Here is a 16573-nt window from a genome sequence, read left to right as displayed (position 1 = left end):
CCCCACGGGTCGGCCCGGACGTTTCTCAACCTCCGAACGCGAAGCACAGGCGTGCACGTTCGTCACATAAGCTCCTCCGCATGAACGAGGGGGATACCGGCAGACGGGTCGTCGACGGCCGCTTCGAGCTGGAGTCACGGCTCGGCGGCGGTGGCATGGGCACGGTGTGGCGCGCCCGCGATCTGCTGCTGCATCGTTACGTCGCCGTCAAGGAAGTCCGGCCGCCGGACATCGACCTCGCCGAATACGACTCCGGCGCCGCCGAGATGCTCCGCCAGCGGGTACTGCGCGAGGCGCGGGCGCTGGCCAGGGTCGAACACCCGAACGTGGTGACGATCCATCACATCGTCGACGGCGGAGAGGGCACCTACCCCTGGCTCGTCATGGAACTCGTCCAAGGCGGCTCGCTGGCCGACCGGTTGGAGCGAGGACCCATGGCGCCGGCGGAGGCCGCCCAACTCGGCTGCGGAGTGCTCGACGCCCTGCGCGCCGCGCACGAGGCCGGCGTCCAGCACCGCGACGTGAAGCCCGCCAACGTCCTGCTCCGCACCGACGGCCGCCCGGTCCTCACGGACTTCGGCATCGCCGCGATCCGCGACGCCACCGCCCTCACCGGCACCGGCTCGATCATCGGTACGCCCGACTACATGGCCCCGGAACGGGTCTCCGGCCACAGCGGCGGCCCCGCCGCCGACCTGTGGTCGCTGGCGATGATGCTGTACGTCGCCGTCGAGGGCCACCATCCGCTCCGGCGCGGTACGACCCTGGCCACGCTGGCCGCCGTACTCCAGGAGGAGGTCCCGCCACCGGTGCGGGCGGGATCGCTGACGCCGGTGCTGTCGTGCGTCCTGGTCCGTGCTCCCGAGGCACGGCCGGACGCCGGGACGGTCGGCCGGATGCTGGCCGCCGCCGCGGGTCGGCCGGAGGTCCGCGGCCCCGCGACCACCTCGTACCCCCTCGCACCGCCGGCTTCCCTGCCGCTGCCGCCCACCGACGACATGCAGGCGGCGCGGCGGTCCGGGCGAAAGTCCAAGCGGTCCCCGGGCGTCACGATCGCCTCCAGCGTCGTAGGCGTACTGCTGGTCGGGACGCTCGCCTGGAAGGTGCTGCCCGGCGGGAACCACAAGAACGACGCGGCTGCGTCCGCAGGTGCCAGTGGCCAGACGCAGCAGCAGACCTCGCCCACCGTCTCCGCGAGCCGGAGCAGCGCCGCCGTGAAGACCCAGGACATGCTCACCCCGGCCGGCATCCGGACCGCGATCAAGGCATTCGAGAAAAAGACGGGGAGCGACAGGTTCGCCAGCCTCTCCGTCTACCCGGGGTACGTCATCGCGGATGTGATGGTCAAGGGCAGTAACACCAAGGTCGACAGCTACACCTACCGCTCCGGCACCGGTTTCGACGACCTCTTCGACGGCAAGGACACGTTGTCGCCCGGAGATAAGCCGGTGAAGCTGGACAACTTCGACTGGGACGTCGTTCCCAAGCTGCTCCAGCGCGCGAACAAGGACCTGAAAGTCGCTAAGCCGACGAGCCGTTACCTGCTGCTCCGGGTGCCGAGCACTTTCGACGACTCGGCGACGGGCATGGCGATCTATCTGAGCGACGAATACGGCTCCAGCGGTTTCCTGGAGGCCACCCCGAAGGGCAAGGTGACCAGGGTGGAGCCGGCCGACGGGTAGGTTCACCCCGTGCCCACCTTGCTGATCGTCCATCACACCCCCTCGCCCCACTGCCAGGCGATGTTCGAAGCCGTCCTCGCCGGAGCGACGACCCCGGAGATCGAGGACGTGCGGGTCGTACGGCGTGCCGCTCTGTCCGCGACCGTGTCGGACGTGCTGGGCGCCGACGGCTATCTGCTGGGCACGCCGGCGAACCTCGGGTACATGTCCGGCGCGCTCAAGCACTTCTTCGACCAGGTCTACTACCCGTGCCTGGACGAGACGCGCGGCAGGCCCTTCGGGTACTACGTGCACGGCGGGAACGACGTGACGGGGGCCGTGCGGGGCATCGAGTCGATCACGACCGGGCTGGGGTGGCGGCGCGCGGCGGACCCCGTGACGGTCACCGGTGAGCCGGACAAGAAGGGCGTGGAAGCCTGCTGGGAACTCGGGGCGACGGTCGCCGCCGGTCTCACGGCCTGAGCGGGCGGCCACCACCCGTTCGGGCGCCGAAGAATGTCGTGACCCCCCGGAACACCCTCAGCGTGGAGGCACATGCCCCTCCGAGTGACAGGAGTTCTTCATGAGGAAGCGTCTGACGGCCGCGGTGGGTCTGGCGGGTGCGGCGTTGCTGCTGTGTGCCGGTACGGCGAGCGCGGACCCCGACCCCGTCGGTGTCGCCGTCGACAGCCCGGGCGTGCTCTCCGGAAACGTCATCCAGATCCCCGTCGACCTGGACCTCAACCTGTGCGGCAACACGATCAACGTCATCGGTCTGCTGAACCCCGCCGCGGGCAACCACTGCGCGGGCTGACCGGCCGTACCGTGAACGAGCCGCGGGCCCTGTGCCCGCGGCTCGTTCCGCGTGTCAGGAGATGTCGTGTCGGGGGACGCAGCGTCAGGGGACGTCGGTCAGCCGGTTCAACGGAGTGCCGTGGGCCCAGCGCCGTAACCGCGTGCCGTCGATGAGCTGGACGCCGCCCTGCCGTCGCGCCCACTGCACGTCACGTCGGCTGAAGGTGCCCCGGTGGACGACGAGACGCAGATGCGGCCCGGAGCCGGCCGAGCGGGCGGATCGTGTCGGTGTCTCCTCGTCGGGCAGCGGCTCGGCGACCGGCCGGAAGGCCACCTCCAGGCGGTGACCCAGCCGGTCGCGCGCCCGGACCCGTGGTTGGCCCTGTGCGTCGGGCCGGGCCAGCGCCCGCCAGCCGTCGCGGCGCAGCATCCGGGACACGGCCAGGGCGAGCCCCTCCACATCCAGGTCGGCGATCTCCTCGGGCGTGTAGTAGCCGAGACGGCGACGGGCCAGCGGGCGGTGGTGCCGGACCACGGCCGCGGTGATCAGGGCGAGCAGCGCCAGCCCGGCGACGAGCGCGCCGGTGCCGAAGGTGCGGTACGCCACGGCGAGGCCGGCCACGACGCCGCACACGAGGAGGGCCACGACAACGAGGGCGGGCAGCACCTCGTGCAGTACGGGGCCGTAGCGTCCCTGGGCGCGCAGCGCACGGATCGCCTCGCGGCGCCGGGCGCGGCGCGAGTCGCGCTTCTGGTGCCTCTGTCGCCTCTGTGTCACCAGAGCCAACTCCCCCCACCCCCAAGCGCGTTGGCGTCTGCGGAAGGGATACCCGCCGGAGGGGGTCCATGTGCGCGGGGGTAGGGAACCGGCCACCAAACCGGCCGAACTGTTTCGGAGGGCCCTGTGCCCCTCGGGGTGGCGAAATCGTCCCTGCCGACCTCTGGCCCCGGGGACTTACCGACCGGTATACAAGGCCAGTTGAACGAGAGACGACCGCGTCGGGCCCGCCCCGTCGTACCGTCTCGTACCTGGGGGAGGAACTCCATGAACCGTGAGACGCATCCGGCCGCGACCGCACACCACCGCGGCAGGGCCGCGGCGGTCGCGGCGGCGGTCAGCGGCTGCGCCCTCGTCGTGGCGTCCGCGGCACCCGCGGCGGCGCACGACCCGGGCCACGGCCACGACCGTGCGACGCAGTACGTGGCGCTCGGGGACTCCTACACCGCGGGCCCGTACATACCGACCCAGGTGGACGCCAACTGCGCCCGCTCCGACCACAATTACCCCTCGCTGGTGGCGGCGGACCGCAGAGGGATCGTGCTCGACGACGTGAGCTGCAGCGGGGCGACGACCGAGGAGATGTGGAAGGCGCAGGGCACCAACCCGCCCCAACTGACCGCGGTGCAGCGGGACACGGATCTGGTGACCCTTCAGATCGGCGGCAACGACATCGGGTTCAGCACCATCATCGGCACCTGCGTCAAGCTCAGCGCCACGGACCTGACGGGCAACCCGTGCCAGCGCTACTACAACTCCACCGGCGTCGACCAGTTGGCGCTGGCCGTCCTCAACACCGCGCCGAAGGTGAACAAGGTGCTGCGGGCGATCCACCAGCAGGCACCGCACGCGCGCGTGGTCGTCGTCGGCTACCCGGACCTCCTGCCCGACGACGGCAGCGGCTGCTACCCCCAAGTGCCGTTCGCCGCCAAGGACTTCCCCTACCTGCGCGACACCGGCAAGCGCCTCAACCTGATGCTCCGTGTGGTGGCCGCGCTGAACGGCGCTGAGTACGTCGACACCTACGGCCCGACCGTCGGCCACGACATGTGCAAGGCGCCCGCCGACCGCTGGATCGAGCCGCTGCAGCCCGCCTCCCCGGCGGCTCCGGCGCACCCCAACGCGAAGGGCGAGGCGGCCATGGCGGGTGCGGTACTGAAGCAGCTGGACAGGCGCCACCGGTACTGACGGGCAGCCGCGGCCCGGGTTTTCCACAGGCGGCGGGGGTGTACTCGCGAAACGCGCCCCTGACGAGGAAAGATGGGGCCGTACGCGAAGTCGGTCGATACGGAGGAGCGGGCACATGCCACACGAGCGAGCGGGCGAACAGGCCCGTGCGGAGGATCTCGTCGACGTGGCCCGGCTGGTCACCGCCTACTACGCGCTGCACCCGGACCCCGCCGAGCCGGGGCAGCGCGTCGCGTTCGGCACCTCCGGGCACCGGGGCTCGTCCCTGAACACGGCGTTCAACGAGGACCACATCGCCGCCACCAGCCAGGCCATCTGCGAGTACCGGGCCGACCGGGGCACCGACGGGCCCCTCTTCCTGGGGGCCGACACGCACGCGCTGTCCGAGCCCGCGAAGGTCACCGCCCTGGAGGTGTTCGCGGCCAACGAGGTCACGGTCCTCATCGACAGCGCGGACGGCTACACGCCCACCCCGGCGGTGTCCCACGCGATCCTCGCCCACAACCGCGGCCGGACCTCGGGCCTCGCGGACGGCGTCGTGGTCACCCCGTCCCACAACCCGCCCGCCGACGGAGGCTTCAAGTACAACCCGCCGAACGGCGGCCCGGCCGGCTCCGAGATCACCTCCTGGATCCAGGACCGCGCCAACGAGATCATCACGAGCGGCATGAAGGACGTACGGCGCATCCCGTACACCCGAGCGCTCGCCGCCTCCGGCACGGGCCGCTACGACTTCCTCGGCACCTACGTCGCCGACCTGCCGAACGTGCTCGACCTGGACGCGATCCGGACGGCAGGGGTGCGGATCGGCGCCGACCCACTGGGCGGGGCGTCCGTCGCCTACTGGGGCCGGATCGCCGAGGAGCACCGGCTCGACCTGACCGTCGTCAATCCGCTCACGGACCCGACCTGGCGGTTCATGACGCTGGACTGGGACGGCAAGATTCGCATGGACTGCTCGTCGCCGTACGCGATGGCCTCGCTGATCCAGCAGCGCGACCGGTTCGACATCGCCACCGGCAACGACGCGGACTCCGACCGGCACGGCATCGTCACCCCCGACGCGGGCCTGATGAACCCCAACCACTATCTGGCCGTGGCCATTTCCTACCTCTACGCCCACCGCGAGCGGTGGCCCGCCGAGGCGGGTGTCGGCAAGACGCTGGTGTCCTCGTCGATGATCGACCGGGTCGCCGCCGACCTCGGGCGCCGGCTCGTCGAGGTGCCCGTCGGCTTCAAGTGGTTCGTGGACGGACTGGTCGACGGCGCGCTCGGCTTCGGCGGCGAGGAGTCCGCCGGTGCCTCCTTCCTGCGCCGGGACGGCTCCGTGTGGACCACCGACAAGGACGGCATCATCCTGGCGCTGCTCGCCAGCGAGATCACGGCGGTCACCGGGCAGACGCCGTCGCAGCACTACGCGGCGCTCACGGACCGGTTCGGCGCGCCTGCCTACGCCCGGATCGACGCCCCGGCGTCCCGCGAGGAGAAGGCGCTGCTCGCCAAGCTCTCGCCCGCGCAGGTCACCGCCGACACCCTGGCCGGCGAGCCCGTCACCGGCGTCGTCACGGAGGCGCCCGGCAACGGCGCGGCCCTCGGCGGCATCAAGGTGACGACCGCCAACGCCTGGTTCGCGGCGCGGCCCTCCGGCACCGAGGATGTGTACAAGATCTACGCCGAGTCCTTCCTCGGCCCGGACCACCTCGGCCAGGTGCAGGAGGAGGCGAAGGCCGTGGTCGGGGCGGCACTGGGCGGCTGACCCGGTGGCCGTGGTGCGGGCCGCCGTAGGAATGAACGGTGCGGCGGCCGGTGTTGGGCGGACACGTGAGTCGCGACGCAACGTGGAGTGAACCCCGTATGTCCTTCGAAACCACCGACTACACGGGGCAGACGTCGTGCGGGGACGACGCGCACTCCCCGCTGCGTGACTTCCTGCGGACCGAGACCGGGAGTGCCGCCGTCCTCGTGGCGGCGGCGCTCGTCGCGCTGGTGTGGGCCAACGTCACGCCGTCGGCGTACGAGTCGTTCTGGCAGACCCACCTCTCCGTCCGGCTCGGCTCGCACGGGGTGTCGCTCGACCTGCGCGAGTGGGTCAACAGCGGGCTGATGACGCTGTTCTTCCTCGTCGTGGGGCTGGAGGCGCGCCGCGAGTTCGACATGGGCGAGCTGCGGGAGCGCAGGCGGCTGGCGCTGCCGCTCGTCGCGGGCGCCAGCGGCATGCTCGTGCCGGTCGCCATCTACCTGGCGATCAACAGCGGGCACGGGACGGCGAACGGCTGGGGCGCGGTGATGTCCACCGACACGGCGTTCGCGCTGGGCATGCTCGCCGTCGTGGGCCGCCGTATGCCGCCCGGACTGCGGGTCTTCCTCCTCACGATCACCGTCGTCGACGACTTCCTGGCGCTCGTGGTGATCGCCGTCTTCTACAGCGACCACATCGCGGTACCGGCGCTCCTTGCCGCCGTGGGCACGTTCGCCGTCATCATGCTGCTCCGGCGTTTCAGGGTGCGCCGGGGCCCGGTGTACGCGCTGCTCGGGGTCGTCACCTGGGTCGCCCTGCTGAAATCGGGCGTGGACCCCGTCGTCATCGGACTCGCCATGGGGCTGATCACATACGCCTATCCGGCGGGGCGCGACGACCTGGAGCGCGCGACCGGGCTGTTCCGGCTCTTCCGCGAGCAGCCCACGCCCGAGCTGGAACGCGACGTACGGGCCGGTATCGCCGCGTCGATCTCCCCGAACGACCGGCTCCAGCGCATGTACCACCCGTGGGCGAGCTACGCCGTGGTCCCGCTGTTCGCACTGGCCAACGCCGGGCTCCAGATCAGCGGGGACCAGCTGGCCAGGGCCTTCACCTCGCCCGTCGCGCTGGGCATCCTCATCGGGTACGTCGTCGGCAAGCCGCTCGGCATCGTCTCCTCGACGGCGCTGACCAGGCTGCTGTCCCGGGGCCGGATCCGGCCGCCGGTCGGCTGGGGCGCCGTGACCGCGGGCGGCACCCTGGCGGGCGTCGGCTTCACGGTGTCCCTGCTGATCGCGACCCTCGCCTTCGACGGGACCACCCTGGAGGACGCGAAGACCGGCATCCTCAGCGCCGTCATCGGCTCGTTCCTGGTCGGCAGGGTCGTCACCGGAGTGATCGGGCTGCTGCCGCCGCAGGTCCGGCCCAGGGTGCTGTTCGGCAGGGCGGAGACCATCGTCGACCTGTCGGTCCCGGTCGACCCCGACCGCGACCACCTGCGCGGCCCTCGGCACGCCCCGGTGACCGTGGTGGAGTACGGCGACTACGAATGCCCCTACTGCGGGCAGGCCGAACCGGTCGTCCGCGAACTGCTCGGCTCCTTCGGGGACGAGGTGCGGTACGTGTGGCGGCACCTCCCGCTCACCGACGTGCACCCCCACGCCCAGCTCGCCGCCGAGGCCGCGGAGGCCGCCGCACTGCAGGGCGGCTACTGGGAGATGCACGACCTGCTCCTCAGCCACCAGGGCGCCCTGCGCTTCAACGACCTGCGGGACTACGCCGAGCGGATCGGCCTGGATACCGCCCGCTTCGCACGCGACATGCGGGCCCACGCCGGTGCGGGCCACGTCGCCGAGGACGTCGAATCGGCCGATCTCAGCGGCGTGGCGGGCACCCCGACCTTCTTCGTCAACGGCCGCCGCCACCACGGCGCGTACGACATCGACGGCCTGTCCCAGGCCGTACGGGCGGCTCGGGAGCGGGCCGCGGTGGCGGCCTGGCGGGCGGGAATGGATCGCGGGGTGCCCGTGTTGAGACGCATGTAGCTGACATGCTCGGGACAAGATCCCGGGATGTGGGCGGAAGGAGGTCCTCATGGCACGCACCACGAACCGTCCCGTCGTCACCCTGAAGTCGACGGCCGGGACCGGCGTCACCTACGTGACGCGCAAGAACCGTCGCAACGACCCCGACCGGCTGGTCCTGCGCAAGTACGACCCGGTGGCCGACGAGCACGTCGCATTCCGCGAGGAGCGCTGAACCGAGCGCGCGGCGGCCGTACCACGAACCGAGCAGAGCGGCCGTCCCACCGCGGACGGCCTGAGGAAGGAAGCACCATGAGGTCTGGCATCCACCCCGTGTCCCGTCCGGTCGTCTTCCGCGACCGTGCCGGGGACACCGCGTTCCTCACCACCTCGACCGCGCGGTCGGCGCGCACGATCGAGTGGGAGGACGGGAACACCTACCCGCTGATCGACGTCGAGATCTCGTCGGCCAGCCACCCATTCTACACCGGCAACACGCGTGTCGTGGACACCGCGGGCCGTGTGGAGCGCTTCGAGCGCCGCTACGGGAGGACGTCATGAAGGTCCGTAATTCGCTGCGCTCGCTGAAGTCCAAGCCCGGCGCGCAGGTGGTCCGCCGCCGTGGCGTGACCTTCGTGATCAACAAGAAGGACCCGCGTTTCAAGGCCCGACAGGGCTGACGCGGCACGTACGACCGGTCGGCCCGGCCCCGCTGTGCGCGGTGGCCGGGCCGGCGTCGTTCCTGGGGGAAACCTGTCGGTATAAAACCGTTCTTTATGCTTAAAGGGCTACTAACCCTCTGGAGTGGTCAATGTCCCGCAAGCGCCCCATGGACGACGGTGACGAACTGCTGGCCAGGCTCGGGACGCTGACCGCCCAGGCACGCGAGCGGGCGGAGCTGCAGCGCTCCCTGGTCCAACTGGCCGTCGCCCTGCAGCGCGGCATGCTCCCCGGAGACATGCCCGTCACCCCCCGGTTCCACCTGGCGGTCCAGTATTCGCCCGCCAATCACGGCCTCAATGTGGGCGGCGACTGGTACGACGCCTTCACCATGCCCGACGGACGCATAGGCCTGTCCATCGGCGACGTCCAGGGCCACAACATCGAGGCGGCGGCGTTCATGGGCCAGGTCCGGGTCGGGCTGCGCGCGCTCGCCTCCGTCACCAGCGAACCCGGCGAACTCCTCGCCCTGACGAACGACCTGCTCCTGTCCCTCGGCACCGAACTCTTCGCGACCTGCACCTTCGTGCGGCTCGACCCGGTCACCGGCGTGCTGGAGAGCGCGCGGGCCGGACACATACCCTCCGTCTGGGCCACGGCGGACGGCCGGTGCGGCATCACCGACGACGAGGGCGGACCGCCCCTCGGCATCGTCGCCGGACAGCGGTACCCGGTGACCGAGCACCGGCTCACCACCGGCGGAGTCTTCGTCCTGGTCACCGACGGCGTGGTGGAGGGCCCCTCGATGAGCGTCGACGAAGGCCTCGACCAGGTGATGCGCCTCGCCGGAATCGCCGCCGTGGCGGGCATGGACGCGGGCTCGCTCGCGGCTGCCGTGATCAAGGGAGCGGAGCGCGTGGGGCACGAGGACGACGCGGCCGTACTGGTCGTCGGCCATGACGCGCCCGACACCCGGCCGTAGGGGCTGTGGAGCCGGCCGCGCTTCGGCAGCGCCCCAGAGGGGTGCGGGGCTGTGAACATGTGCGGCATCCGCCGCGTGGGCGCGACCAGCCGCGACGGCGCGGCGGCGGAACGACTGGCGCATCGCGGCCCCGCGGCGGAGCCGCACATCGACACAGCCGGATGATCGCTCCTCGCCTCGCCGACACGGCCCGGGCAGTGTCTGATGGCTGCTGTGGTGGGTTTCGAGGATCTGCGGCGACCGGCCTGGTACGCCCTCCTGACGCTGGCCGTCGCCGGCGGCTACTTCGCGGCGGGGCGGCTCGGTCTGCTGCGGGAGCTGGTGGTCGAGGGCGCGGTGTTCACACCCATCTGGCCGCCCACCGGCGTCGCGGTCGCCTGCCTGCTGATCTTCGGGCTGCGGGTACTGCCCGGCATTGCCCTCGGCGTGCTCCTCGTGATCATGTCCCTCACCTCGCTCCACCCGACCGCGCTCGTCGTCCTGCTGGGCAACACCGTGGCCCCCGCCTGCGCCTACCTCATGCTGCGCCGGCTCGGCTTCCGCACCGACCTCGGCCGACTCAGGGACGGCCTCGCCCTGGTCTTCCTGGGCGCCCTGACCGCCATGCTGATCAGCGCGACCTGCGGGGTCGGCCTGCTCGTCCTCACCGACAAGCTGGCGGAGCACTCCTTCTGGCCGGTCTGGCTGGGCTGGTGGGTCGGCGACGCGATGGGCGTGCTCATCGTCACCCCGCTGCTCCTCGTCCTGCGCACGGTGCGCCTGCCGCTGGACCTGCACCGCTGGAAGGAGGCCGTCGGACTGACGGCCACCATCGGCGTGGTCGTCCCCCTGGTCACCCACAGCCACGTCAGCCTGCTGTTCCTGATCTATCCGCTGCTGATCTGGGCGGCACTGCGGTTCCGGTTCGCGGGCAGCATGCTGTGCGCCCTGTTCGCCTCCGTCATGGCCACCATCGCGGCGACCGACGAGACGGGCCCGTTCGCCCAGCTGACCCACGTCGAAGTGATGATGAAACTCCAGGCCTTCAACGGCACGATGGCCCTCACCGCCCTGCTGCTGTCCTCCGTGATCACCGAGCAGCGCAACACGAGGCTGTCGGTCGAACGCGCCTGCCAGGAACTGGCCGAGGTCCTCGAACACCTCACCGCGGGTGACCCCCGCCAGGGTGGCCGCCCGTGACCCGTCACGAGAGGCCCGCGTCACCCCTCCTGCGCAGCACCAGCAGCGCGGTGTCGTCACGGGGCGTGCCCGCCGTGTGCCGGCGCAGGTCGCCGTAGACGGTCGCCGGAACGTCCTTCGGGGGGACGTCGCCCCAGGCCGCCGCACGCTCTTCGAGGGGATAGAACGCGCCCGCCGGATCGCGCGCCTCGGTGACCCCGTCCGTGCAGAGCAGCAGCGTGCCGTCCGACGGGAACACGAACCATTCGACGGTACGAGGCTCAGGGGCCAGCGCGTCGAGGCCCAGCGGAACGCACGGCTCCTGCCGGAGCACCGGGTCGGCCCGCTCCTCGCGCAGCAGCAGCGGCGCCACATGACCGCAGTTGATCGCCTGGACCTCCTGCTCGCCGTCGACGCCCAGGACGAGCGCCGTCACGAACCTCTCCCGCTCACCGGTCTGCGCCGCGAAGGAGTTGTGCCGCAGCACCGCCTCCTCCAGGGCGTCGACCACGGCGGTGAGGGTGGGCTCGGCGACGGCCGCTTCCCGGAAGGCGCTCAGGACGGCGAAGGCCGCGCTGATCGCCTGGAGGCCCTTGCCCTGGACATCGGCGATGAAGACGCGCGTGCCGTAGGGGGAGGCGACGACCTCGTAGACGTCACCGCCCACGCGGCTGTCCTCCTCCACGGGCCGGTAGAGGCCGTGGACCAGCAGCTGGTCGGTCATCAGGGGGAACGGGCGCAGGATCTGCCGTTGCAGAGCCGCGGCGGCGGACCGCAGCCGGGCGATCTCGCCCTCCCAGCGGATCCGCTGCGCCGCCCGCGCCACGCTGAGGCCGTTGAACACCAGGGCGAAGGCGATGACCGCCGCGTCGGCCCCCACCGTGTGCAGCGGGGTGTCGAAGAGCGAGCCGGCGATGACGATCGTCACCCACACGGAGGCGACGGTGGTCTGCCGCACGGTGCCGCGCCCGGCGATCAGCGCGGGCAGCACCACCAGAAAGGGAGCCGGCCGGGTGTCACGGCCCAGGGCGATACCGGTCAGCGCCACCAGCAGCGTGACGGTGACGAGCCAGAACACCACCACGGCCCAGCGGAGCGGAGGCGTGACCCGGTGCCCGGCATCCGCCACAGTGGAACCGGCCGGTTCTCTCGAGGTACGCACCGGCCTCCCGCCGCCTTCATTCGTCGGACAACCGTCGGGAACGCTTCCCACTCTTCAATATCAGCCCCATGCGTACCGTACGCGAGCTGCGGCAACAGCTCCGGCTCGACCCGGGACGCACCTGACCCCGTCAGGGGGCTAGATTCCGATCCGTATGTTTGTCCGATGGTGGGGGAGTTGGGAGACCGTGTTCATCTGGCGCACACTGCGGGGTGAATGGCAGGGCATCGTCGTCGATCCCGTACGGCAGTTGCTGCGGCGCGGACTGCCGGGCATGTCCCTGGCGTTCGTCGCCGCCTTCGGCGTCATCTTCTTCCACGCGCTGGCGCAGGACCCGACCGGCGCGGAGATCGTCCGGCACGTCGGCGGAGTCCAGGGCGACCTGCCGTTGTGGCTGGCGCTGCTGCGTACCCCCATATCGCTGTACGTGCCCGCCCTCGACCTTCCGGTATGGGCCGGCATCACCCAGCTGTTCCTCGCCTTCGCGCTGGCCGAACTCGCACTCGGCCGGACCCGGACGCTGGTCGTCGCCTACGCGACCACGCTGGCCGGCACCCTCACGGTACGGGTGATGCTGCTGATCGGGCCCGGCTGCGGGGGGCTCGGGCTGCGGCCCGAGATCGGGCACGTCCTCGACACCGGGCCGTCCGCGGCGGTCGTAGGACTCTTCACCTATCTGGCCGTCGTCCGGCGTGCGCCCATCGTGTTCGCCCTCACCGGCGGATCGATGGTGTGGGAGTCGATCGTGAAACCCAACCTGGCGGGCCGCGAGCACCTGGTCGCGGTGGGTGCCGCCATCGTCCTGGCCCTGGTGCACGAGCTGCGTCAGAGGCGGTCGAGCGTCACGGCGCTGCTTCCGCACCTCAAGACGAGCCCACCGGTCAGGGCTGAGACACGCTGCCCATCTCCGCGGTGAACCCCACCGGCTCGCTGTCGAACCCCCGCACCATCGGGCGGAACTCCCAGTCCCCGGAGGCGGTCTTGGTGAACTCCCCGACCGTCGCGGCGGTGGACCCGGCCACCCCCGCGAAGTCGTCCGACAGCAACTCCTTGTAGCCCTCCACGACCAGCGCCCTGGCGTGCGACAGATCACCGAAGGTCCTCGTCCCGCCGTTCTGATGGATCGCCACCCCAACGACCACCCGCGCGAAGGACGACGCGAGACGGTCGAGTTCGAGGACCATCACCTCCATGTACCCGTACCCCTGGCCGCTCTCGCTGTGCCGGCTCATGTTGATGGTGCCGTCCGGCGAGCGGCTCTCGGAGTTCACGACGTACACCGGGCGTCCGTGCGGGGCGTCGGCGGAGTAGGTCGCCGCGACGATGTCCAGATGGCGCGGCTGCTGCCCCCAGGGACTCGGATCCCAACGGAGCCGCACTTCGACCTTCCCCACGACCTTGCTGATGCTGCTCACTGATTGCCGCTCCCGTATCAGGCCATCACGGGACGATCCCCCGCATGGTCAAGTATGGCTCCTCAGCTGCCTGTTGATGCCGTCCGAGCGCGCCTGACCTGCCGGGGGTCAGGCCTTCCGGATCGCGTCCACCAGTCCGCCGACGAGGTTCGCCCGCTCGGCCATCGACGCGACGAGCAGATACTCGTGGTCGGCGTGGGCCCCGCCCCCGACGGCGCCCAGCCCGTCGAGCGTCGGCACCCCGAGCGCGGCCGTGAAGTTGCCGTCACTCCCACCGCCGACGGCCCGGCCCTTCAGCCCGGGAAGCAGCCGCTCGGCCACGGCGAACAACCCGGCCGCCGCCGACTCGGGCATCGGCGGCCGTCCGACACCTCCCTGTACGGTGATCACGGCCTCGTCGAGATGCGGCGCGAGGCTCGCGAACGCGGACTCGATCCGCTCCTTCTCCCCGGCCGACTCGACCCGGACGTCCACGACGACGGTCGCCTCCGCCGGCACGACGTTGTCCAGCGTCCCCGCCGACGCGACGGTCGGCGTGACCGTCGTGCCGACCCCGGGCCGCGCCAACGCCACGATGTCCAGCACCTGGTGGGCCGCCTCGACCAGCGCGTTGACCCCGGCGGCGGGCTCCAGCCCCGCGTGCGACGCCCGGCCCGCGACGGACACCTCGAACGTGCCGCAGCCCTTGCGGCCGGTCTTCACCGCCCCGCCGTCGGCGGCACCCTCGACCACGAGCACGGCACCGCAGGCGAGGGCGCGTTCCTCGATCAGCGCCCGGGAGAAGTGGGAGCCGACCTCTTCGTCCGCGGTCACCAGGATCTCGACCCCCGACCGGTCCTCCAGCGCCGCCAGCCCATGAACCGCCTGCACCAGGCCGCCGAGCATGTCGAAGACACCGGGTCCGGTCACGCGCCCGTCCTCGACCCGGAACGGGCGCCGCGCCAGCGTGCCCAGCGGGAACACGGTGTCGTGGTGACCGAGGACCAGCACCCGGGGTGTGCCACCGCCGGACCAGTGGACGTGCGGCCCGCCCTCGCTCTCCACCAGCTCGGCGCGCCCGCCGAGCCGCCCCTCGATGACACCGGCGACGGTCTCGGCCGATCTCCGCAAGGCGTCCAGGTCGCGGGAGGGCGACTCGACCTCGACGAGGGTGCGGAGGTCTTCGATCATCGCGCCGACGCTCACATCGACGATCTTGGGTGTGGTCACGGGGGAAGGCTACGCGGGGAGCGCGAGGGAGAGGCGGGCGGCTGGTGGTCGGTTGCCGTGCGCCCTCAGCCCACGTCCCGTGCGTCCCGGCCCCCAGCGACGAAGGGCCGGCCCGACGCCCAACGCGTCGAACCGGCCCTACGGCGTCGCTGTTCCCCGGAGTCGGTCAGTCCGTGCCGGACTCCATCGCCGCGCGGTCGAGCAGCGCGTCGTCCTCGGAGACCTCGCCGCGGGAGGCGATGGCCTCGGCGCCGCCCTCGGGCATGCTGCCGATGAGGCCGGTCGCGGCGGCCTGCGCGGCACCGATCGCCGTGTTGCCGGTGCCGATCAGGCCGAGGCCCGCGTACTGCTCCAGCTTGGCGCGGGAGTCGGCGATGTCGAGGTTGCGCATGGTGAGCTGGCCGATGCGGTCGACCGGGCCGAAGGCCGAGTCCTCGGTGCGCTCCATGGACAGCTTGTCCGGGTGGTAGCTGAACGCCGGGCCCGCGGTGTCGAGCAGCGAGTAGTCCTCGCCGCGCCGCAGCCGCAGGGTGACCTCGCCGGTGATCGCCGAGCCGACCCAGCGCTGGAGGGACTCGCGGACCATCAGGGCCTGCGGGTCCAGCCAGCGGCCCTCGTACATCAGACGGCCCAGGCGCCGGCCCTCGTTGTGGTACTGGGCGACGGTGTCCTCGTTGTGGATCGCGTTCACGAGACGCTCGTAGGCCGCGTGCAGCAGGGCCATGCCGGGCGCCTCGTAGATGCCGCGGCTCTTGGCCTCGATGATCCGGTTCTCGATCTGGTCGGACATGCCCAGGCCGTGCCGGCCGCCGATGGCGTTGGCCTCCATCACCAGGTCGACGGGGGAGGAGAACTCCTTGCCGTTGATCGTCACCGGGCGGCCCTGGTCGAAGCCGATCGTCACGTCCTCGGTGACGATCTCGACCGACGGGTCCCAGAACCGGACGCCCATGATCGGCTCGACGGTCTCGACGCCCGTGTCCAGGTGCTCCAGGGTCTTGGCCTCGTGGGTGGCGCCCCAGATGTTGGCGTCGGTGGAGTACGCCTTCTCCGTGCTGTCGCGGTAGGGCAGCTCGTGGGCGAGCAGCCACTCCGACATCTCCTTGCGGCCGCCCAGCTCGGTCACGAAGTCCGCGTCCAGCCAGGGCTTGTAGATCCGCAGGTGCGGGTTGGCCAGCAGGCCGTAGCGGTAGAACCGCTCGATGTCGTTGCCCTTGAAGGTCGAGCCGTCGCCCCAGATCTGGACGTCGTCCTCCAGCATCGCCCGCACCAGCAGGGTGCCGGTGACGGCACGGCCCAGCGGGGTGGTGTTGAAATAGGCGCGCCCGCCGGAGCGGATGTGGAACGCCCCGCAGGTCAACGCGGCCAGGCCCTCCTCGACCAGCGCCGCACGGCAGTCGACGAGCCGCGCGATCTCGGCGCCGTAGGCCTGCGCGCGGCCGGGCACCGAGGCGATGTCGGGCTCGTCGTACTGGCCGATGTCGGCGGTGTAGGTGCAGGGGACGGCACCCTTGTCGCGCATCCAGGCGACCGCGACGGAGGTGTCGAGTCCGCCCGAGAAGGCGATGCCGACGCGCTCGCCGGTGGGGAGGGAGGTGAGGACCTTAGACATGGGAAGATTATGCACCCTCGCGCATGGTCATGCAAAGTCCCCTCCTTGAACCGGTCCCGGCGGGGGGCGCCCGGAGGGGGGGGGCCCCCCCCGGGCCCGGCCGCGGGGGGGCGGCCACACCCCCCCCTGGTTAAGTACATTGAGTTAAAGGGGGGGGTGAAGTTGGCCCTGGTGGTTGGGCCCCACTGTGT

General features: G+C 71.3%; 17 protein-coding genes. 12 read left to right on the top strand and 5 right to left on the bottom strand.

The window, feature by feature from the left end:
• Nucleotides 1–80: 80 nt before the first annotated feature.
• From ACIQBL_RS31765 to ACIQBL_RS31755, 3 genes are all read left to right on the top strand, one after another.
• Nucleotides 81–1682, top strand: a complete 1602-nt coding sequence (locus tag ACIQBL_RS31765) for a serine/threonine-protein kinase (protein ID WP_401947574.1) — start codon at nt 81–83, stop codon at nt 1680–1682.
• 9 nt (nt 1683–1691) lie between these two features.
• On the top strand, nt 1692–2144 hold the full coding sequence (locus ACIQBL_RS31760) for a flavodoxin family protein (RefSeq protein ID WP_401947572.1): 453 nt from the start codon (nt 1692–1694) through the stop codon (nt 2142–2144).
• 100 nt (nt 2145–2244) lie between these two features.
• Nucleotides 2245–2475, top strand: a complete 231-nt coding sequence (locus tag ACIQBL_RS31755; protein ID WP_401947569.1) for a chaplin — start codon at nt 2245–2247, stop codon at nt 2473–2475.
• 84 nt (nt 2476–2559) lie between these two features.
• On the opposite strand, the gene ACIQBL_RS31750 is transcribed toward ACIQBL_RS31755, so the two are convergent.
• On the bottom strand, nt 2560–3234 hold the full coding sequence (locus ACIQBL_RS31750) for a hypothetical protein (RefSeq protein ID WP_401947566.1): 675 nt from the start codon (nt 3232–3234) through the stop codon (nt 2560–2562).
• Nucleotides 3235–3501: 267 nt separating this feature from the next.
• Here ACIQBL_RS31750 and ACIQBL_RS31745 point away from each other — a divergent pair, with 267 nt between their 5' ends.
• The 8 genes from ACIQBL_RS31745 (at nt 3502) to ACIQBL_RS31710 (ending at nt 11005) form a co-directional block, all read left to right on the top strand.
• Nucleotides 3502–4422, top strand: coding sequence for an SGNH/GDSL hydrolase family protein (locus tag ACIQBL_RS31745; RefSeq protein WP_401947563.1), 921 nt, complete (start codon nt 3502–3504; stop codon nt 4420–4422).
• A 115-nt stretch (nt 4423–4537) separates the two neighbouring features.
• Nucleotides 4538–6178, top strand: coding sequence for a phosphoglucomutase (alpha-D-glucose-1,6-bisphosphate-dependent) (pgm, locus tag ACIQBL_RS31740; RefSeq protein ID WP_401947561.1), 1641 nt, complete (start codon nt 4538–4540; stop codon nt 6176–6178).
• 98 nt (nt 6179–6276) lie between these two features.
• Nucleotides 6277–8205, top strand: coding sequence for a Na+/H+ antiporter NhaA (nhaA, locus tag ACIQBL_RS31735; RefSeq protein ID WP_401947559.1), 1929 nt, complete (start codon nt 6277–6279; stop codon nt 8203–8205).
• A 49-nt stretch (nt 8206–8254) separates the two neighbouring features.
• The gene (gene rpmG, locus ACIQBL_RS31730) at nt 8255–8419 is read left to right on the top strand and encodes a 50S ribosomal protein L33 (protein WP_401947557.1); all 165 of its coding nucleotides are present in this window, start codon (nt 8255–8257) and stop codon (nt 8417–8419) included.
• Nucleotides 8420–8496: 77 nt separating this feature from the next.
• A complete protein-coding gene (locus ACIQBL_RS31725) occupies nt 8497–8745 on the top strand; it encodes a type B 50S ribosomal protein L31 (protein ID WP_401947554.1) in 249 nt (82 codons plus the stop codon).
• Nucleotides 8742–8864 carry a type B 50S ribosomal protein L36 gene (gene ykgO / locus ACIQBL_RS31720; protein WP_043662604.1) on the top strand — a complete coding sequence of 41 codons (123 nt, stop codon included), beginning with the start codon at nt 8742–8744 and terminating at the stop codon, nt 8862–8864. The genes ACIQBL_RS31725 and ykgO overlap by 4 nt, the downstream gene beginning before the upstream one ends.
• Nucleotides 8865–8995: 131 nt before the next feature.
• Complete coding sequence (locus tag ACIQBL_RS31715) at nt 8996–9826, top strand: PP2C family protein-serine/threonine phosphatase (RefSeq protein ID WP_401947551.1); 831 nt, start codon at nt 8996–8998, stop codon at nt 9824–9826.
• A gap of 213 nt (nt 9827–10039) precedes the next feature.
• Nucleotides 10040–11005, top strand: a complete 966-nt coding sequence (locus ACIQBL_RS31710) for an MASE1 domain-containing protein (RefSeq protein ID WP_401947891.1) — start codon at nt 10040–10042, stop codon at nt 11003–11005.
• 4 nt (nt 11006–11009) lie between these two features.
• Here the strand turns inward: ACIQBL_RS31710 and ACIQBL_RS31705 are convergent, their stop codons facing one another.
• Nucleotides 11010–12146 (bottom strand): PP2C family protein-serine/threonine phosphatase, encoded by a 1137-nt coding sequence (locus tag ACIQBL_RS31705; protein ID WP_401947549.1) that lies wholly within the window; start codon nt 12144–12146, stop codon nt 11010–11012.
• A gap of 154 nt (nt 12147–12300) precedes the next feature.
• Here ACIQBL_RS31705 and ACIQBL_RS31700 point away from each other — a divergent pair, with 154 nt between their 5' ends.
• Entirely contained in the window at nt 12301–13062 is a 762-nt protein-coding gene (locus ACIQBL_RS31700; protein WP_401947547.1) for a hypothetical protein, read from the top strand.
• Here ACIQBL_RS31700 and ACIQBL_RS31695 read toward each other — a convergent pair.
• The 3 genes from ACIQBL_RS31695 to argG form a co-directional block, all read right to left on the bottom strand.
• A complete protein-coding gene (locus ACIQBL_RS31695) occupies nt 13028–13561 on the bottom strand; it encodes a TerD family protein (RefSeq protein ID WP_401947545.1) in 534 nt (177 codons plus the stop codon). The genes ACIQBL_RS31700 and ACIQBL_RS31695 overlap by 35 nt on opposite strands.
• A 108-nt stretch (nt 13562–13669) precedes the next feature.
• Nucleotides 13670–14731, bottom strand: a complete 1062-nt coding sequence (locus ACIQBL_RS31690) for a M20 family metallopeptidase (protein ID WP_401947888.1) — start codon at nt 14729–14731, stop codon at nt 13670–13672.
• Nucleotides 14732–14936: 205 nt separating this feature from the next.
• Nucleotides 14937–16382 carry an argininosuccinate synthase gene (argG, locus tag ACIQBL_RS31685; RefSeq protein WP_019056089.1) on the bottom strand — a complete coding sequence of 482 codons (1446 nt, stop codon included), beginning with the start codon at nt 16380–16382 and terminating at the stop codon, nt 14937–14939.
• Between the last annotated feature and the right edge of the window lie 191 nt (nt 16383–16573).

Source organism: Streptomyces sp. NPDC088350 (genome assembly GCF_044753545.1).
Lineage (GTDB): Bacteria > Actinomycetota > Actinomycetes > Streptomycetales > Streptomycetaceae > Streptomyces.
The sequence above is the reverse complement of the archived record's forward strand: the minus strand, read 5'-3'. Positions and strand labels throughout refer to the sequence as shown.